Source organism: Oscillibacter sp. PC13 (assembly GCF_900115635.1).
In the GTDB taxonomy this organism is placed as follows: Bacteria; Bacillota; Clostridia; order Oscillospirales; family Oscillospiraceae; genus Oscillibacter.
Genome location: NZ_FOXE01000017.1, coordinates 63,789 through 78,411 on the forward strand (window position 1 = coordinate 63,789; position 14,623 = coordinate 78,411).

The following is a 14,623-nucleotide window of genomic DNA, read 5'->3' on the forward strand; positions in this document are numbered from 1 at the left end:
GAGATTTCAGCATTCAGGTCCGTTTTCTCCGGTATAAAATCAGTGTATCGCCGCCAGACGTCCCGCTTCAGTCCTCGATATACTCCCGCACCCGGTAAATGGCGCCGATTTCGTCCTCACAGATCCTCCGGCAGGCTTCAATCTCCTCTTTGGGAATGGTGTCCACCACGGTCATCATAACGGTGGGGACGTATTTTTGAATCTCCCTGGCAAAGTCCTTCATGGCCTGGTAGGCCCCGGCCTGCTGAGGATGGCACAGCGCGTCGTACTTCTCCGCCGTGTCGGTGTTCAACGAGATGGAGACCATGTCAAACCGCCCGGCAAAGTCCGGGGCGATGTCCCGGCCGTGAATCAGACTGCCGGTGCCGTTGGTGTCCATCCGGGTAAAGATCTTCTCGCCCCTGGCCTTCATCTGGTCAATGACCCAGCAGATGTCCTCGATACGGTAGCTGGGCTCGCCGAAGCCCACAAACACCAGCTGCTTGTACTTGCTCAAATCCCAGCTCTCAATGGAGGCCAGAATCTCCTCCCGGGTGGGCTCCCGCTTCAGCCAGAGATTGTGGGTATAGATGCTGCCGCCGGATCCCTGGTTGTGCCGCAGGCAGAACTCACAGTTGAAGTTGCAGCGGTTTGTGGGGTTCACATACAGGTTGTCCCCGTACTCATAGGTAATCGTAAAGCCTTTTTCCATTGTCATTCACTCCAATCCATACAGGCGTTTTCCGTTTTCAAAGGTTCTTCGCTCCATCTCGGCGGGCGTCACACCCTTCCACGCCGCCAGCTGCCCAATCACATAGGGCAGGTACCGGCTGTCGTTCCGCTTGCCCCGGAAGGGGACGGGGGTCAGATACGGAGCGTCCGTCTCCACCACCATCCGGTCCAGGGGGGTGACGTCCGCCACCTCTGGCGCCCGCCGGGCATTTTTGTAGGTAACCGGCCCGTCAAAGCCCAGATACCAGCCCCGCTTGATCAGCTCCGCCGCCATCTCGGGACTGCCGGAAAAGCAGTGGAACACACCCCGGAGGCCGGGATAGTCCAGCACCACCCGCAAACTGTCGCCGTGGGCGTCCCGGTCGTGGACAATCACCGGCAGGTCCAGCGCCAGCGCCAGCTCAATCTGGCGGCGGAATACCTGCTCCTGAAACTCCCTGGGCGGATTTTCCTTCCAGTAGTAGTCCAGGCCGATTTCCCCGATGGCCACCACTTTTTTATGGCGGCACAGCTCCCGGAGCACGTCAAAGTCCGCCTCCGTACAGCCGCCGCAGTCCTCCGGGTGGATGCCCACCGCGGCATAGACATGGGGGTATGCGCCTGCCAGGGCCACGGCAGCCCGGGAGCTTTTCACGTCGCAGCCCGGATCCACCACCAGCTCCACCCCGGCGGCGGGCAGCGCGGCAAGCACCGCGTCCCGGTCGGCGTTGAAGCCGCTGGAATCATAGTGGGCATGGGTATCAAAAATCGGCATGGGGCACCTCACATGGATGATCTCTCAATTTTTCAGAAGGCCGCCGGGCTTTTGGCGGCGGAATTCCGATCAACTCGTGTAGCTATTCTACCACGGTTTGATGAAAAGAAAAGGGTCAGAACAAAAAAACAGAAACAGTCCACACATTCCGGGCAAAAGAAAAAAGGACATCCACAAGGGATGTCCTCTCGGCTCCATTCCATTAACCGATCTTGTTGAGCTTCAGGGTCATGGCGCTCTTGCGATGAGCGGCCGTGTTCTTGTGCAGAACGCCCTTGGCAACAGCCTGATCGACTTTCTTCACAGCAACCTTGTAAGCGCCATCGGCCTCGGTGCGATTGCCTTCTGCGGCAGCAGCCTCGAACTTCTTGATGGCGGTCTTCAGCTCGGACTTCGTGGCCTTGTTGCGTGCGTTTCTCATCTCACCGATCAAAACGCGCTTCTTGGCAGACTTGATATTCGGCAAACCAAACACCTCCTTAGGCAAATTCACGCGGGGAAGGAATTTTCCACCGTGCAGAATGATATTTTAACAGGGAACACTTAAAAAAGCAAGCCCTTTTTTCAAATTTCTGTTCTTTTTTGTATATTGTATGCCTCACCGCAAAACCTAGAAACAAGACCACTAGATTTTGTGTTTAGGAGGCGGCGCCTTGTTTATAAAACGCACGGACCTGGCCCTGGAGGCCCGGGAGCTGTGGCAGGAATCCGCGGAGCGGACCACCCGGCTGTCCGGTGTGAAGGCCACAAAGCGGAAGCTGGAGGGCTACCCGGTAACCCGGGTGGACATCCTGGATGAACGGGGAGAGGAGGCTCTGGGCAAGCCCAAGGGCAGCTATCTCACCATTGACCTGACCACCTTCTGGCAGCGGAAAGCAGACTTTTTCGAGCGGGCGGTCCGGGCGGTGGGCTCCCAGCTGAAGGAGCTGCTGCCCGAGGAGGGGCCGGTTTTGATCGTGGGCCTTGGCAATGCCGCCATGACGCCCGACGCGGTGGGGCCCCTGACTATGGACAGCGTCCTCATCACCCGGCACCTGATTTCCGCCATGCCCAAGCACTTTGCCGGATTCCGGCCGGTGGCGGTTTTCCGCACAGGGGTGCTGGGCACCACCGGCGTGGAATCCGCCGAGGCGGTGCGGGGGCTGGTGGCCCAGGTGCAGCCGGGCCTGGTCATTGCGGTGGACGCCCTGGCCTCCCGCCGCTGTGAGCGGGTGTGCGCCACGGTGCAGCTCTCGGACACCGGCATTATCCCCGGCTCCGGCGTGGGCAACCACCGGGCGGCCCTGAATCAGGAAACCCTGGGGGTGCCGGTGTTTGCCGTGGGCATCCCCACGGTGGTGGACGCCGCCACCCTGGCCGCGGACCTGCTGGAGGAGGCGGGCGCCGGGGAAGTGGACGAGGAGAAGCTCCGCGCCAGCCAGCAGAACCTGATGGTGACGCCCCGGGACATCGACGCGCAGGTGCGGGATCTGAGCAAGGTGGTGGGGTACGGCATCAACTGGGCCCTGCAGGATTTGGAGATTGAGGAGATCAACGCCCTTTTGAGCTGACGGCCGGAAACGGAAAAGCCGGACCATCAGGTCCGGCTTTACTTCTTTCGTGGGTAGGGCTTCGGGTCGTCTGTCAATCCAGCCAGATAATCCATGCTGGTATTCAGCGCCAACGCAATCTGACGGCATTGCTCAAAGGTCAGATTCCGTTTGCCGGTTTCGAGCTTGGAATAACGGCTCTGGTCAATTCCCGTCAGCATCTGCATTTTAATCTGTGTATATCCACGCTCTTTTCGCAGCTTTTTCATCGGCGTCATCCTAATCACCCCGAGAAAATTATGCCCAATTGACCTATTGAAAATAGGACTGTATTGGACTATAATTTCATTGAGGTGATTTTATGGAAGCAACAGGCATGTCCGGACATCCGGAGCCGGATTACAAGGAGCTTTACCTCACGATGATGCGCGCGTCAGAAAAGGCAAACCGCATTCTGATTGAGGCCCAGCAGCAGTGCGAGGAGCGCCTGCTGGAGACAGAAGAAGGCCGGACCTGAGGTCCGGCCTTCTCTTTTTATATCTCCAGCTCCAGCACCACGGGGCAGTGGTCGCTGCCCTGCACCTCGCTCCAGATGTCGGCGTTTCGGATGTGCTCTTTCAGCCGCTCCGAGACGATGAAGTAGTCAATCCGCCACCCGGCGTTGTTCTTCCGGGCGTTGAACCGGTAGCTCCACCAGGAGTAGGCCCCGGTCCTGTCGGGATACAGGTACCGGAAGGTGTCCACAAAGCCGCTTTGCAGCAGCTGGGTCATCTTGCATCGCTCCTCGTCGGAAAAACCCGGATTCATCCGGTTGCTCTTGGGGTTTTTGATGTCAATTTCCTCGTGGGCCACGTTCAAATCGCCGCAGTAGACCACGGGCTTTTTCCCGTCCAGCTCGCAGAGATACTCCCGGATGTCGTCCTCCCAGGCCATGCGGTAGGCAAGGCGGGAGAGCTGGTCCTTGGAGTTGGGCGTATAGCAGCACACCAGATAGAACGACTCAAACTCCGCGGTGATAACCCGGCCCTCGTGCCGGTGCTCGTCAATTCCAAAGTCATAGGTGACGGACAGGGGCTGCTTCCGGGTAAAAATGGCCGTGCCGGAATAGCCCGCCTTGTCGGCGCTGTTCCAGAACCGCTCATAGCCCGGCAGGTCGAATTCCGCCTGCTCGGGGCGCATCTTCGTCTCCTGCAGGCAGATGACGTCCGCGTCGGCAAAGGCGCAGAAGTCCAGAAAACCCTTTCCCAGGCAGGCCCGCAGGCCGTTGACATTCCAGGATATCAGTTTCATCGCGCGTCTCCTTCGTACTCTCTTGCAGTTTTCCACCATTGTATCCGATTTTTTGTGAAAAAACAATTGCCCGGATTCAAGAAAAAGAGTAGAGTAGTCCTAACGACTGAAAAAAGGGTGTTTTTATGGACAGAAATCCTTCTCGTGGAATGCGGAATATGACGGAGGGCAGCCCCGCCGGACATATTTTTTATTTTGCCCTGCCCCTTCTGGCGGGCAGCTTTCTCCAGCAGCTGTACAACATGGTGGACAGTTGGGTGGTCGGCAACTATGTGGGGGATGCGGCCCTGGCCGCGGTGGGCGTGGGGTTCCCTGTAATCTTTATGTTCTCCTCGCTGTTTATCGGCCTCTCCAACGGCGGCACGGTGGTCATCGCCCAGTTTTACGGCGCCGGCAGGCTGGACCGGGTCCGGGACGCGGTGGACACGATTTACACCGCCTTCACCGTCTCCGCCGTTCCCATCACGCTGCTGGCCGTGGGGCTGGTAAAGCCGTTGCTTCTGGTGCTGCAGGTGGAGGAGGGGGCCTATGCCGAGGCGTGGCTGTACCTGACCGTGGTGTGCGCGGGCCTTCTGGGCACCATCGGCTACAATTTGAACGCCGGCATTCTGGGAGGTCTTGGCAACAGCCAGACCACCCTGCTGTTTCTGGCTGTCTCCTCCGTTTTAAACATCGTGCTGGATTTGGTGCTGGTGCTGGCCTTCGGCCTGGGCGTGCTGGGGGTGGCCCTGGGCACCATCATCTCCCAAGCGGTCTCCTGGCTTTTCGGCCTGGGGTATATCAACCGCCATTATCCTGACATCGCCATCCGGCCCTTCTGCCGCCGGTTTGACCGGCAGCTGTTCCGCCAGATTATGGGCATCGGCCTGCCGGCGGGCCTGCAGATGTCCATGGTTGCCATCGGCTCCATCGCGGTGATGAGCAAAATCAACTCCTATGGCAAGGAGTTCACCGCCGCCTACAACGTGGGTTCCCGACTGGACCAGCTGGCCTTTCTGCCGGTGCAGAGCCTCTCCAACGCCGTCACCGCCTTTGTGGGCCAGAACATCGGCGCCCGGCGGCTGGACCGGGCCCGGCAGGGCATCCGGGTGACGGTAGTCTCCTCCGTGCTCTGGTCCGCGGTGATGCTGGTGCTGATTCCACTGGGACCGGCGCTGGTGGGGCTGTTTACCGACACGCCCGCCGTCATCGAGGCCGGCACCGTGTATCTGCGGTGTATTATGCCCTTTTACGTGCTCTTCTCCGTCATGTTCAGCCTGAACAACGCCATGCGGGGCGCGGGGGAGAGCGTATTTCCCATGGTGAACGTCATCTTCTCCCTGATTTTGCTGCGGGTGCCGGCGGTGTACTACCTGGCGGACCGCTTCGGCCCGGACTATATGTACTACGGCATCGGCATCGGCTGGGTGCTGGGGTTTTTGCTGTCGGTGGGCTACTATCTCTCCGGCCGGTGGAAGCGGCACGGCTCCCTGGCCGACCAGGATTCCTGAATCATGCCAAGACGGCCCGGATGTCAGCCTGCGGCGGCGGTATTCTCTTCTTTGTGCACCCAAATTTCCTTATTTTACAGGGGAAACGGGCGGAAAAATCCCGCAGCCCGTTGTAATTTCCAGGGGTTTCCGGTATAATATACAGAACTGTGTCATAAATACCGGCGCTCTTCCATTCGGAGCCGCCGTGAAAAAAGGAGAACCCCATGGAAAACGAGAAATTTTATATCACCACGCCTATCTACTACCCCTCGGACAAGCTCCACATCGGCCACACCTACTGCACCGTGGCCACTGACGCCATGGCCCGCTACAAGCGGCTTCAGGGCTGTGACGTCATGTTCCTCACCGGCACCGACGAGCACGGCCAGAAGATCGAGGACAAGGCCCGGGAAGCCGGCGTTACGCCCAAGGAATTTGTGGACAACATTGTAGAGGGGCCCAAGGGCGTCAAGGACCTGTGGAAGCTGATGAACATCTCCAACGACCGCTTCATCCGCACCACCGACGGCTATCATGTCTCCGCTGTGCAGAAGATCTTCAAGAAGATGCACGACAACGGCGATATTTACAAGGGCACCTACAAGGGCAAGTACTGCAAGCCCTGCGAGTCCTTCTGGACCGAGAGCCAGCTGGTGGACGGCAAGTGCCCCGACTGCGGGCGGGAGGTCCAGGACGCGGAGGAGGAGGCCTATTTCTTCCGTCTGTCCAAATACGCCGACCGGGTGCGGGATCTGCTGGAAAATACAGACTTTCTCCAGCCGCGCAGCCGGGTCAACGAGATGGTGAAAAACTTTATTGACCCCGGCCTGGAGGATCTGTGCGTCTCCCGCACCAGCTTCACCTGGGGCATCCCCGTGGACTTTGACCCCGGCCACGTGGTGTACGTGTGGGTGGATGCACTGTTCAACTACACCACCGCCCTTGGCTTTTTGAACGAGCAGTACGGCGATTACGCCAAGTACTGGCCCGCCGACGTGCACTTCGTGGGCAAGGAGATCGTCCGGTTCCACTCCATCATCTGGCCCGCCATGCTGATGAGCATGGACATGCCCCTGCCCAAGCACGTGTTCGGCCACGGATGGCTGCTGCTGGACGGCGGCAAAATGAGTAAGTCCAAGGGCAACGTGGTGGATCCCTATATTCTGGCAGAAAAATTCGGCGTGGACGCCCTGCGGTTTTTCCTGATGCGGACGTTCCCCTTCGGCTCCGACGGAAACTTCTCCAATGAACTGCTGATTCAGACCATCAACACCGACCTTGCCAATGATCTGGGCAATCTGGTCTCCCGCACCACCGCCATGGTGGGCAAGTACTTCGGCGGCGCGCTGCCTGCGGGCTGCGGCGCCATCGACGATGAGCGTTTCCTGGCCGACGCGGCGGCCCAGGGCAGCTCCGTGGAGCTGAGCGCGGTGAATCCCGCGGACCCCTCCTTGTATGATGCCCAGCTGGTGGCCATGGCCGGCGGCCTGCGCGGCGTCTATGCGTCCGCCATGGACGCCTTTGCGCCTCACACCGCCCTCAGCGAGGTCTTCAAGCTCATCCAGCGGGCCAACAAGTATATCGACGAGACGGCCCCCTGGACCCTGGCGAAGGACATGGAGGCAAACGGCGCCCGTCTTGCCCATGTGCTGTACAACCTGCTGGAGGCCTCCCGCATCTGCGGCATCCTGCTCTCCCCCTTCATGCCGGAGAGCATGGAGAAGCTGTTCGTTCAGATTGGCGCAGGCCCGGAGGTACAGACCTGGGACAGCGCCGCCAAATGGGGCCTTCTCCCGGAAACCACCACCGTTACCAAAGGGGAGAACCTGTTCCCCCGCATCGACATGGACAAGGCCCTGGAAGAGCTGGAGGCCTTGGAGGCAGAGGCCCGGAAGGCCGCCCTGCCTCCCATTGAGCTGGAGCCCCAGCTGACGGAATCCGTGGACTTTGACACCTTCTGCAAGTCCGACTTCCGGGTGGTGAAGGTGAAGGCCTGCGAGGCGGTGAAAAAGAGCGAGAAGCTGTTGAAATTCACCCTGGATGACGGCACCGGCACGGACCGCCAGATTCTCTCCGGTATCCATAAGTTCTACGAGCCGGAAACCCTGGTGGGCAAGACCCTGGTGGCCATCGTGAACCTGCCGCCCCGGAAGATGATGGGGCAGATGAGCTGCGGCATGCTGCTCTCCGCCGTCCACACGGAGCACGGGGAGGAGAAGCTGAACCTCATCATGCTGGATGATGCCATTCCGGCAGGCGCCAAGCTCTGCTGAGGCAGCTTTGCCGGCACCTCACCACACGCAATTTGACCGGGAGGCCGCGGTTTTCGCGGCCTCCCGTATTTTCTCCTTGACATTACTACACATGTGTAGTATAAAGAATATACTACATGCATGTAGTTTATTGTGGAGGTGAATTTTATGCGCACCATTCAACGCCTCTCCGAGTCGGAGATGGAGATCATGCAGGCCATCTGGCAGGCGGAGCCACCCGTCACTTCCGCCTATCTGATGGAAGTCTTTGTCCGGAAGGGCTGGAAGTCCCAGACCATGTCCACGTTCCTCACCCGACTGGTGGACAAGGGACTGCTGACCGTGGCCCGGCGTGGAAAAACGAATTTCTATACCCCCGCCATGACGGAGTCCGGGTACCGTCAGCGGGAGGCCCGCCAGCTTGTGGAGGAGCTGTACCACGGCTCTGTGCTGGATTTTTTGGCTGCCTTTTACGGCGGCGGGCAGCTCAAGCCCCAGGAGCTGGCCCAGCTGCAGGCGTGGTTTGAACAGGAGGCGGGCCATGATTGACGCGCTGTTCCGCCTGACGCTCTCGGGCAGTGCGGCCGTGCTGGCTTGGGGGCTGGTCCATCTGGCAGGACGGGGCCGCCTGCCCGCCCGGTGGGAATACCGGATTTTAAAATGCAGCCTGCTGTTTATGCTGATCCCTGTGGGCCGTCTGGCGGCGTCAGTGGGGAAGTGGCTCTCCGGGTGGATCGCCGCCGCACCCGCGGCGGCGATCCCGACGTCCGCGCCGTCTGCTCTGCTGCCGGCCGTGCCCACCCCGGCGATTCCATCACCCGCTCCGTTTCCGGAGGCAGCTGCCGCTTCCTTCTTTCTGCCGCCCCAGGTGTTTTCCCTGCTGACGGTTCTGTGGGCCATCGGTGCGGCGGGCGTGCTGGCGTATAAGCTGTACGCCTGTCTCCGGTTTCGCCGCTGGGTGCTGGGAGGCAGCCGGGCCGTAACAGAGCCCACAGTTCTGAATGTACTGCATCTCTGCCGGGCGCAGTCCGGCATCCGCTGCCGCGCGGCGGTGCGCGTCCATCCGCTGATCCCGTCGCCGCTGGTGACCGGTCTGCTGCGGCCGGTGATTTTGCTGCCCGGATCGGATCTCTCTTCCGGCGATCTGCGCTATCTCTTTCTCCACGAACTGACCCACCTCAAAAGGAGGGATCTGTGGATCCGCACCGCCTCCCTGGCCGGGCTTGTGATCCACTGGTATAACCCGCTGATGCACCTGCTGCACCGGGAGATTCTGGAGCTTGGGGAGCAGAGCTGTGACGAGCATGTGGCCGCCCTGCTGAGCCGGGAGGAGCGCTTTGCCTACGGCAACCTGCTTTTGCGGATGGCCGCCGCGGCCGGTCCGGCGGAGTGGGCTGCGTCCCTCTCCACCCGGGAGGCGCTGGCGCTGCGGCTTAACCGCGTGCTCCGTGCGGATGTTCTGAAGGGGCGGAGACGCCTGCCGGCGCTTTTGGTGACTGCAGCCATTCTGGCCTGTGGCACCGCGGCAGCCCTGGCGGTCCGTTCGCCTCTGCTGGCACCTGAAGCGGACGCCCGGATACTCCCGGCGTCTGTGCCAGAGGCTCCGGAGACGGCCGCCGATTCGATCGGAGCCGTTTCCCCGGAGGAGGCAGTCTGGTTCACACCGGAGGATCTCCACGACATCCAGTCAGCAGAGCTGGTGTGGTGGGACGGCACCGCATATCCGCTTCTCGACAGCGCGGCGCCGGCGGTTCTGGAACACGACCTGGGCGCTGCCCAGGTGATCCTCTCCACCGGCTGTCCCTTCCACAGCGTCCTGTATCTGCAGCGATCCGACGGAGTGGTTGGAAAACTTCTGCCCGCCGAGGACTCCTGCGCCGTTTACCAGTCCGACGGGATATTTTATGACTTCAGCAGTTCCGGTTCCGGGGACAACGCCCTGTTTTACCAACTGTTCGGCATAACGGTGGACACTCTGCCTGTTTATACAGCTTCCCTCCCACCGGAGGACCGTACTGATTCGGACGCAGACACACCGGCGGAACCGGCGCCTGCCCCCGCGGAGGCGGCGCCTGCCCCACCGGAGCCGGAAGAGCGTGGCAGCGGAGACCAGCTACCCGCAGAGACTGTGACCGTTGTCCGAGGCGACGCCGCCTTGATTCTCAGCCGGGGCGGCAAACTGCTGGCCGACGACGCTCCCAGCGGTTCCTTCTGCTGGTGGGCGGAGGACCCGTCCGTCAAATACAAACTGTTTGAGGACAAAAACGGCTTCCACCGGGAGGAATACCTGGTGGGAAACCGGGAGGCTCTGATTGCTGATGAGACACGCAGAGGACGCAAGAACGCCGAAGAGACGGTGGACGGTTGGCTGTCTGATCTGCCAGGCGGCGAATACCCCAAAAACAGCCGCGGGGAAACCTATGGCTCCACCCTGCTGGCCGACTATGTGGGCTACGAGCCGGACCTGGTGGCCGCCCGCGGAACACAGGGGGAATCCGGCTATATCTGCCGTGCGGATGAGGCCGGCATTCCCCATAATCTTCCAAAGGAGATCTGCCCCCACGAATTCACCGTCCCTCTCTATGATGCGGAGCACAATGTCATCGGGGAATTTCCCATGGGCTGCGGCGGCCACTTCAGCGGCGGCATGACCATGGAGGAGGCCAAGGCCGCTCTGGCGGCAGGAGAGGACCTGTAAACGGGCTTTTTTCCTGATAAAACCAGATGGCGGCGCCCGATTTGGGCGCCGCCGTCTCCGCTTTACAGCGGCCGCCTGTAAAGCTCCGTATACACCAGCCTGCCGTCCACCCGCTCCGATTTCAGCAGGGACACCCATTCCACCGACATGGCGGTATCGGGCAGGCACAGGTCCGGATCCGGCCCCCGCCACCGGCGGACCAGCGTAATGTGAGGCTTCCAGGGACGGCGCTCGATGGCAAAGCCTTCTTCCCGCAGGGTCTGCTGGATCTCCAATGCCAGATGCTCCAGACGGGCGTTCTCTTCAACGCCCGCCCACCACAAATCACCAAACCGGCCCAGGCCGCCCACGGCCATGGAAAAGGGCGCCGCTTTTTCGCAGGCCCTGTCCAGAGCGCCCCTGGCCGCCGCCAGACGCTCCGTCTCCCCCAGAAAGGCCAGCGTCAGGTGCAGGTTTTCCGGCCGGGCGAAGGTGCCGCTTCCCAGGCGCTTCATTTGGGCGGCGGTGTGCAGCAGTGCCGCCCGCACCGCCGGGGAAACCGGGATCGCAATAAACAAGCGCATGGATTTTCCTCCTTTTACCGGGTTTCATAGTTGTATGTTACCATGTTTTTATGCTAAAATGGCTGCAATGTTTTGTTTGAGAGGTAAATTTTTCATGAGACTGCAAAGCGCCATTTTCGATATGGACGGCACCCTGCTGGACTCCATGCACATCTGGAACCATCTGGGGGCCGATCTGCTCAGGCAGCTGGGCCATACGCCCCGGCCCGATCTGGAGGATCGGCTGAAGGTCCTGACCCTCCGCCAGGGCGCGGCCTATTGCAAGGAGGCCTACGGCCTGCCTCAGACTGCGGAGGAAGTTGTGCAGATGCTGGAGGGCCGAGTCCATGACTTCTATCACAACGAGGTACTGGCCAAACCCGGCGTTGAGAAATTTTTATCCCTTCTGAAAATGGAGGGGGTTTTGATGTACGTGGCCACCGCCACAGACCGGGAGCTGGCGGAGGCCGCCCTGCGCCACGCCGGCATCGACCACTACTTCCGCGGTATGATCACCTGTCAGGAGGTGGGGAAGGGAAAGGACAGCCCGGAGATCTATGAGCGGGCCATGCACCGCCTGCAGTCCAATAAAAAAGACACCGTCATTTTTGAGGACGCCCTGCACGCCATTCAGACCGCCAAGGCCGCCGGCTTCCGGGTGGCGGCGGTATACGACCGCTCGGCAGAGGCGGATCAACCCGCCATCCGGCGTTTGGCGGATATATATATCCGATCTTTTGAGGAAATGTTTGAGGTTCAGAAATAATCCGGTTTCGCCTGCACCCGCCGGTGCCGCGCCTCCCGCTTTTCTCTGTGCTTTCAGGTTTGAAACACCCCCGCACCCAGCATGCTGGGTGCGGGGGTGTTCTCTTTATCCGTGCGACTTCAAAAACCGCTCAAATTCTGCCCGGGGCAGCGGCGGGGAATAGTAATTCCCTTGGGCCGACCGGCAGCCTGCCTCCTGCAGAAACTTCGCCTGGTAGGCCGTTTCCACACCCTCAGCCGTCACCGACAGTCCCAAATCCATCACCATTTTCATCAGGTGCTGCAAAAAGCGTGACCGGCGGGGATCCTTTTCCAAATCCTGAAGCAGCCTCAAGTCCAGCTTTACACCGTCCAGGGGCATCTCCATCAACAGATTCAGGGAGGAATAGCCGCTGCCGAAGTCGTCCATTTCCACCCGAAAGCCCGCCTCCCGCAGCTTCCGGACCGTGTCCGTCAGCTGAACGGGATCGTCGGCATAGGCGGACTCCGTAATTTCCAGAACGATGTTGCCCGGATCAATCCTCCGCCGGGCCATCAGATCCTGCAAATACCGCACCAGGTTTTTTTGATACACGTCCACCCGGGATACATTGACAGACAGCGGAATCGCCCGCTCCCCGCCGTCCCGGTAATCCGCCAGATCTCGGCAGGCCCGCTCCCACATAAAGGCATCCAGCTTTGTAATCAGCCGGTTCCGCTCAAACAGCGGAACAAATTGATCCGGCCTCAGATGCGCCAGCACCGGGTGGTTCCAGCGAACCAGAGCCTCGCATCCCACGGTCTTCCCCGTAGCCGGGTCGCACTTTGGCTGGTACCAGGCATCAAACTGCCCGTCCCGCAGCCCGACGGCCAAATCATCCGCCAGCCCCTGTTCCTCCAGCAGCCGCTGGCGGATGGAAGCATCATATGCCGCCCAGTGCACGTCATACCGGCCCCGAATCGAGTCCGCTGCCAGCTTGGCGTTGTCGCACATCACGGACACCGGCTCCGTCAGTCCCTGGATGGTATAAATGCCGAACCGCAGAGGAAGGTTCAGGTCAATGGGATACCTTGCTTCCCAGCTCTGGCTCTCCCGCCAGAGCCATTGGCCGCCGACGCCGCCGCCCGGAAATGCAAAAAGGAACTGATCCCCTGTCTTTCTCGCCAGGATCGCCCCGCTTTTTCCAAAGCTGCCGGATGCACAGCGTGCAACGGTTTGAATCAGCTCATCACCTGCCTGTTCCCCATAGAGGTCATTCACCAGTTTGAAGTTACCGATATCCATAGCCACCAAATCCACTGGCAGATTCGGGTTCTGCTTCAGCAGCTGTTCCAGGCGGGCATAAAACCCCTCCCTGTTGTAAAATGCTGTGAGGCTGTCCCGCTCTACCTGGCCGACCAGGGACGCCGTCTCCCGCAAGCCGAGAAAGCTGCCCAGCCGCGTCAAGATCGTCTGGGCGTGGAAGGGCCTTTGGATGAGATCCGTGATACCGCAGCGGAGTGCCTGGAGCTCCGTCTCTCCCGGTTCCTCCTCCGCAAGCAGGAAAACCAGGCTTTCCGCCGGAGAAATGCGTTTTTTCAGTTCCTCCAAAAAAACAAGTCCATCCATATCCGGCTGTTCCAGATCCAGCAACACGGCATCCGGGCTGCCATTTTTGCCTGTCAGGAGCCCGAATGCCTCCTGGGCGCTTCCGGCCTCCCAAAGCTCATATTGTCCCTCCAGGATGCGTTTCAGGTCCCCGCGATCCCTATCGTTTTGATCAATCAACAGAATCCTTTTTCCCATCCCAGCACTTCTTTCATATAAAGCTCAGTTCTAGTATAAGAGATTTGGCAGGAAAAGACAACCCGGAGTCTTTGCGGCTGTCTGCGGTCAATTCCCCACCGTTCTGCGGGCATGAGGAAGCCCGCCGCCGGAAGTCATTCGGCAGCGGGCTTTTTTATCATTTGCACGGAACACAGGCAATCCCACCGGCCATGTAACCGGAAGGGTGCTCCGCGTGTCTGCATGGTGCAGACGGGGACCTATTCCTCGACGTCCTTAAGGCGGGCGACAAAGGGACTGGTGGTGGAGCTGACCTCCGGGGCCTCCTTCGTAAAGCGCTCTACATTCAATGCGCTCTCCCGCACCGGCGTAATGGTGCCCGCGCCGGCCACGCAGCCCCCCGGACACGCCATCCCCTCCAGCAGGTAGCCGTCCCGCTTCCCCGCCTTCGCCATCATCAGCATCTTTTTGCACTCTTTCAACCCGTCTCCGTACTCGTACTTCACTTCACGTCCAGGCTCCATGTGACTGATGGCCTCCGCCACCGCTGCCGCCACGCCCCCGACCACTGCGAACCCCCGGCCCATTGCCGTCCCCTCGCTCATGTCGTCGTTCGGGTCGCCCTCCAGCTCCCCAAAGTCGATGTCCTTCGCATCAAATATCCCCTGCAGCTCCTCAAACGTCAGCACAAAGTCCACATCCGACCGCACCGACCTCCGGTTTGCCTCCAGCTTCTTTGCCGCGCACGGCCCAATAAAGCAGATCCGCGCGTCCGGATGATCCTTTTTCACCATCCGCGCCGTAATCACCATCGGCGTCAGCGCCATCGAGATGTAGTCCTTGAACTGCGGGAACAGCTTCTTCGC

15 protein-coding genes are annotated in these 14,623 nt (G+C 60.3%); 7 read left to right on the forward strand and 8 right to left on the reverse strand.

Annotated features, from left to right (window positions below):
- Positions 1 to 67: 67 nt before the first annotated feature.
- The 3 genes from BMZ81_RS10820 to rpsT form a co-directional block, all read right to left on the reverse strand.
- Positions 68 to 691, reverse strand: coding sequence for a TatD family nuclease-associated radical SAM protein (locus tag BMZ81_RS10820; RefSeq protein ID WP_242942625.1), 624 nt, complete (start codon positions 689 to 691; stop codon positions 68 to 70).
- Between the two features lie 6 nt (positions 692 to 697).
- Positions 698 to 1,465, reverse strand: a complete 768-nt coding sequence (locus tag BMZ81_RS10825) for a TatD family hydrolase (protein WP_091131935.1) — start codon at positions 1,463 to 1,465, stop codon at positions 698 to 700.
- Between the two features lie 202 nt (positions 1,466 to 1,667).
- On the reverse strand, positions 1,668 to 1,931 hold the full coding sequence (gene rpsT / locus BMZ81_RS10830) for a 30S ribosomal protein S20 (protein WP_091131937.1): 264 nt from the start codon (positions 1,929 to 1,931) through the stop codon (positions 1,668 to 1,670).
- Positions 1,932 to 2,118: 187 nt separating this feature from the next.
- On the opposite strand from rpsT, the gene gpr reads away from it, so the two are divergent.
- On the forward strand, positions 2,119 to 3,015 hold the full coding sequence (gpr, locus tag BMZ81_RS10835; RefSeq protein WP_091131939.1) for a GPR endopeptidase: 897 nt from the start codon (positions 2,119 to 2,121) through the stop codon (positions 3,013 to 3,015).
- Positions 3,016 to 3,053: 38 nt separating this feature from the next.
- Here gpr and BMZ81_RS10840 read toward each other — a convergent pair whose 3' ends face one another.
- A complete protein-coding gene (locus BMZ81_RS10840) occupies positions 3,054 to 3,263 on the reverse strand; it encodes a helix-turn-helix domain-containing protein (RefSeq protein ID WP_242942626.1) in 210 nt (69 codons plus the stop codon).
- A gap of 92 nt (positions 3,264 to 3,355) precedes the next feature.
- Between BMZ81_RS10840 and BMZ81_RS14120 the strand changes: the two genes are divergently transcribed.
- Positions 3,356 to 3,511: a hypothetical protein gene (locus BMZ81_RS14120; RefSeq protein WP_177187283.1), complete on the forward strand. Its 156-nt coding sequence runs from the start codon at positions 3,356 to 3,358 to the stop codon at positions 3,509 to 3,511.
- A gap of 17 nt (positions 3,512 to 3,528) precedes the next feature.
- Here the strand turns inward: BMZ81_RS14120 and BMZ81_RS10845 are convergent, their stop codons facing one another.
- On the reverse strand, positions 3,529 to 4,284 hold the full coding sequence (locus BMZ81_RS10845) for an exodeoxyribonuclease III (RefSeq protein ID WP_091131943.1): 756 nt from the start codon (positions 4,282 to 4,284) through the stop codon (positions 3,529 to 3,531).
- A gap of 125 nt (positions 4,285 to 4,409) precedes the next feature.
- Between BMZ81_RS10845 and BMZ81_RS10850 the strand changes: the two genes are divergently transcribed.
- From BMZ81_RS10850 to BMZ81_RS10870, 4 genes are all read left to right on the forward strand, one after another.
- On the forward strand, positions 4,410 to 5,774 hold the full coding sequence (locus BMZ81_RS10850; protein ID WP_091131945.1) for an MATE family efflux transporter: 1,365 nt from the start codon (positions 4,410 to 4,412) through the stop codon (positions 5,772 to 5,774).
- 206 nt (positions 5,775 to 5,980) lie between these two features.
- Positions 5,981 to 8,029, forward strand: a complete 2,049-nt coding sequence (gene metG / locus BMZ81_RS10860) for a methionine--tRNA ligase (protein WP_091131950.1) — start codon at positions 5,981 to 5,983, stop codon at positions 8,027 to 8,029.
- Between the two features lie 147 nt (positions 8,030 to 8,176).
- The gene (locus BMZ81_RS10865; RefSeq protein ID WP_091131953.1) at positions 8,177 to 8,557 is read left to right on the forward strand and encodes a BlaI/MecI/CopY family transcriptional regulator; all 381 of its coding nucleotides are present in this window, start codon (positions 8,177 to 8,179) and stop codon (positions 8,555 to 8,557) included.
- The gene (locus BMZ81_RS10870; protein ID WP_091131956.1) at positions 8,550 to 10,706 is read left to right on the forward strand and encodes a M56 family metallopeptidase; all 2,157 of its coding nucleotides are present in this window, start codon (positions 8,550 to 8,552) and stop codon (positions 10,704 to 10,706) included. The genes BMZ81_RS10865 and BMZ81_RS10870 overlap by 8 nt, the downstream gene beginning before the upstream one ends.
- A gap of 62 nt (positions 10,707 to 10,768) precedes the next feature.
- Here the strand turns inward: BMZ81_RS10870 and thpR are convergent, their stop codons facing one another.
- Positions 10,769 to 11,269 (reverse strand): RNA 2',3'-cyclic phosphodiesterase, encoded by a 501-nt coding sequence (gene thpR, locus BMZ81_RS10875; protein WP_091131959.1) that lies wholly within the window; start codon positions 11,267 to 11,269, stop codon positions 10,769 to 10,771.
- 94 nt (positions 11,270 to 11,363) lie between these two features.
- On the opposite strand from thpR, the gene BMZ81_RS10880 reads away from it, so the two are divergent.
- Positions 11,364 to 12,014, forward strand: a complete 651-nt coding sequence (locus BMZ81_RS10880; protein WP_091131961.1) for an HAD family hydrolase — start codon at positions 11,364 to 11,366, stop codon at positions 12,012 to 12,014.
- Positions 12,015 to 12,119: 105 nt separating this feature from the next.
- On the opposite strand, the gene BMZ81_RS10885 is transcribed toward BMZ81_RS10880, so the two are convergent.
- Positions 12,120 to 13,778 (reverse strand): putative bifunctional diguanylate cyclase/phosphodiesterase, encoded by a 1,659-nt coding sequence (locus BMZ81_RS10885; RefSeq protein ID WP_091131964.1) that lies wholly within the window; start codon positions 13,776 to 13,778, stop codon positions 12,120 to 12,122.
- Positions 13,779 to 14,017: 239 nt separating this feature from the next.
- The coding region (locus tag BMZ81_RS10890) for a [Fe-Fe] hydrogenase large subunit C-terminal domain-containing protein (protein ID WP_278308890.1) at positions 14,018 to 14,623 on the reverse strand (606 nt) is incomplete at its 5' end.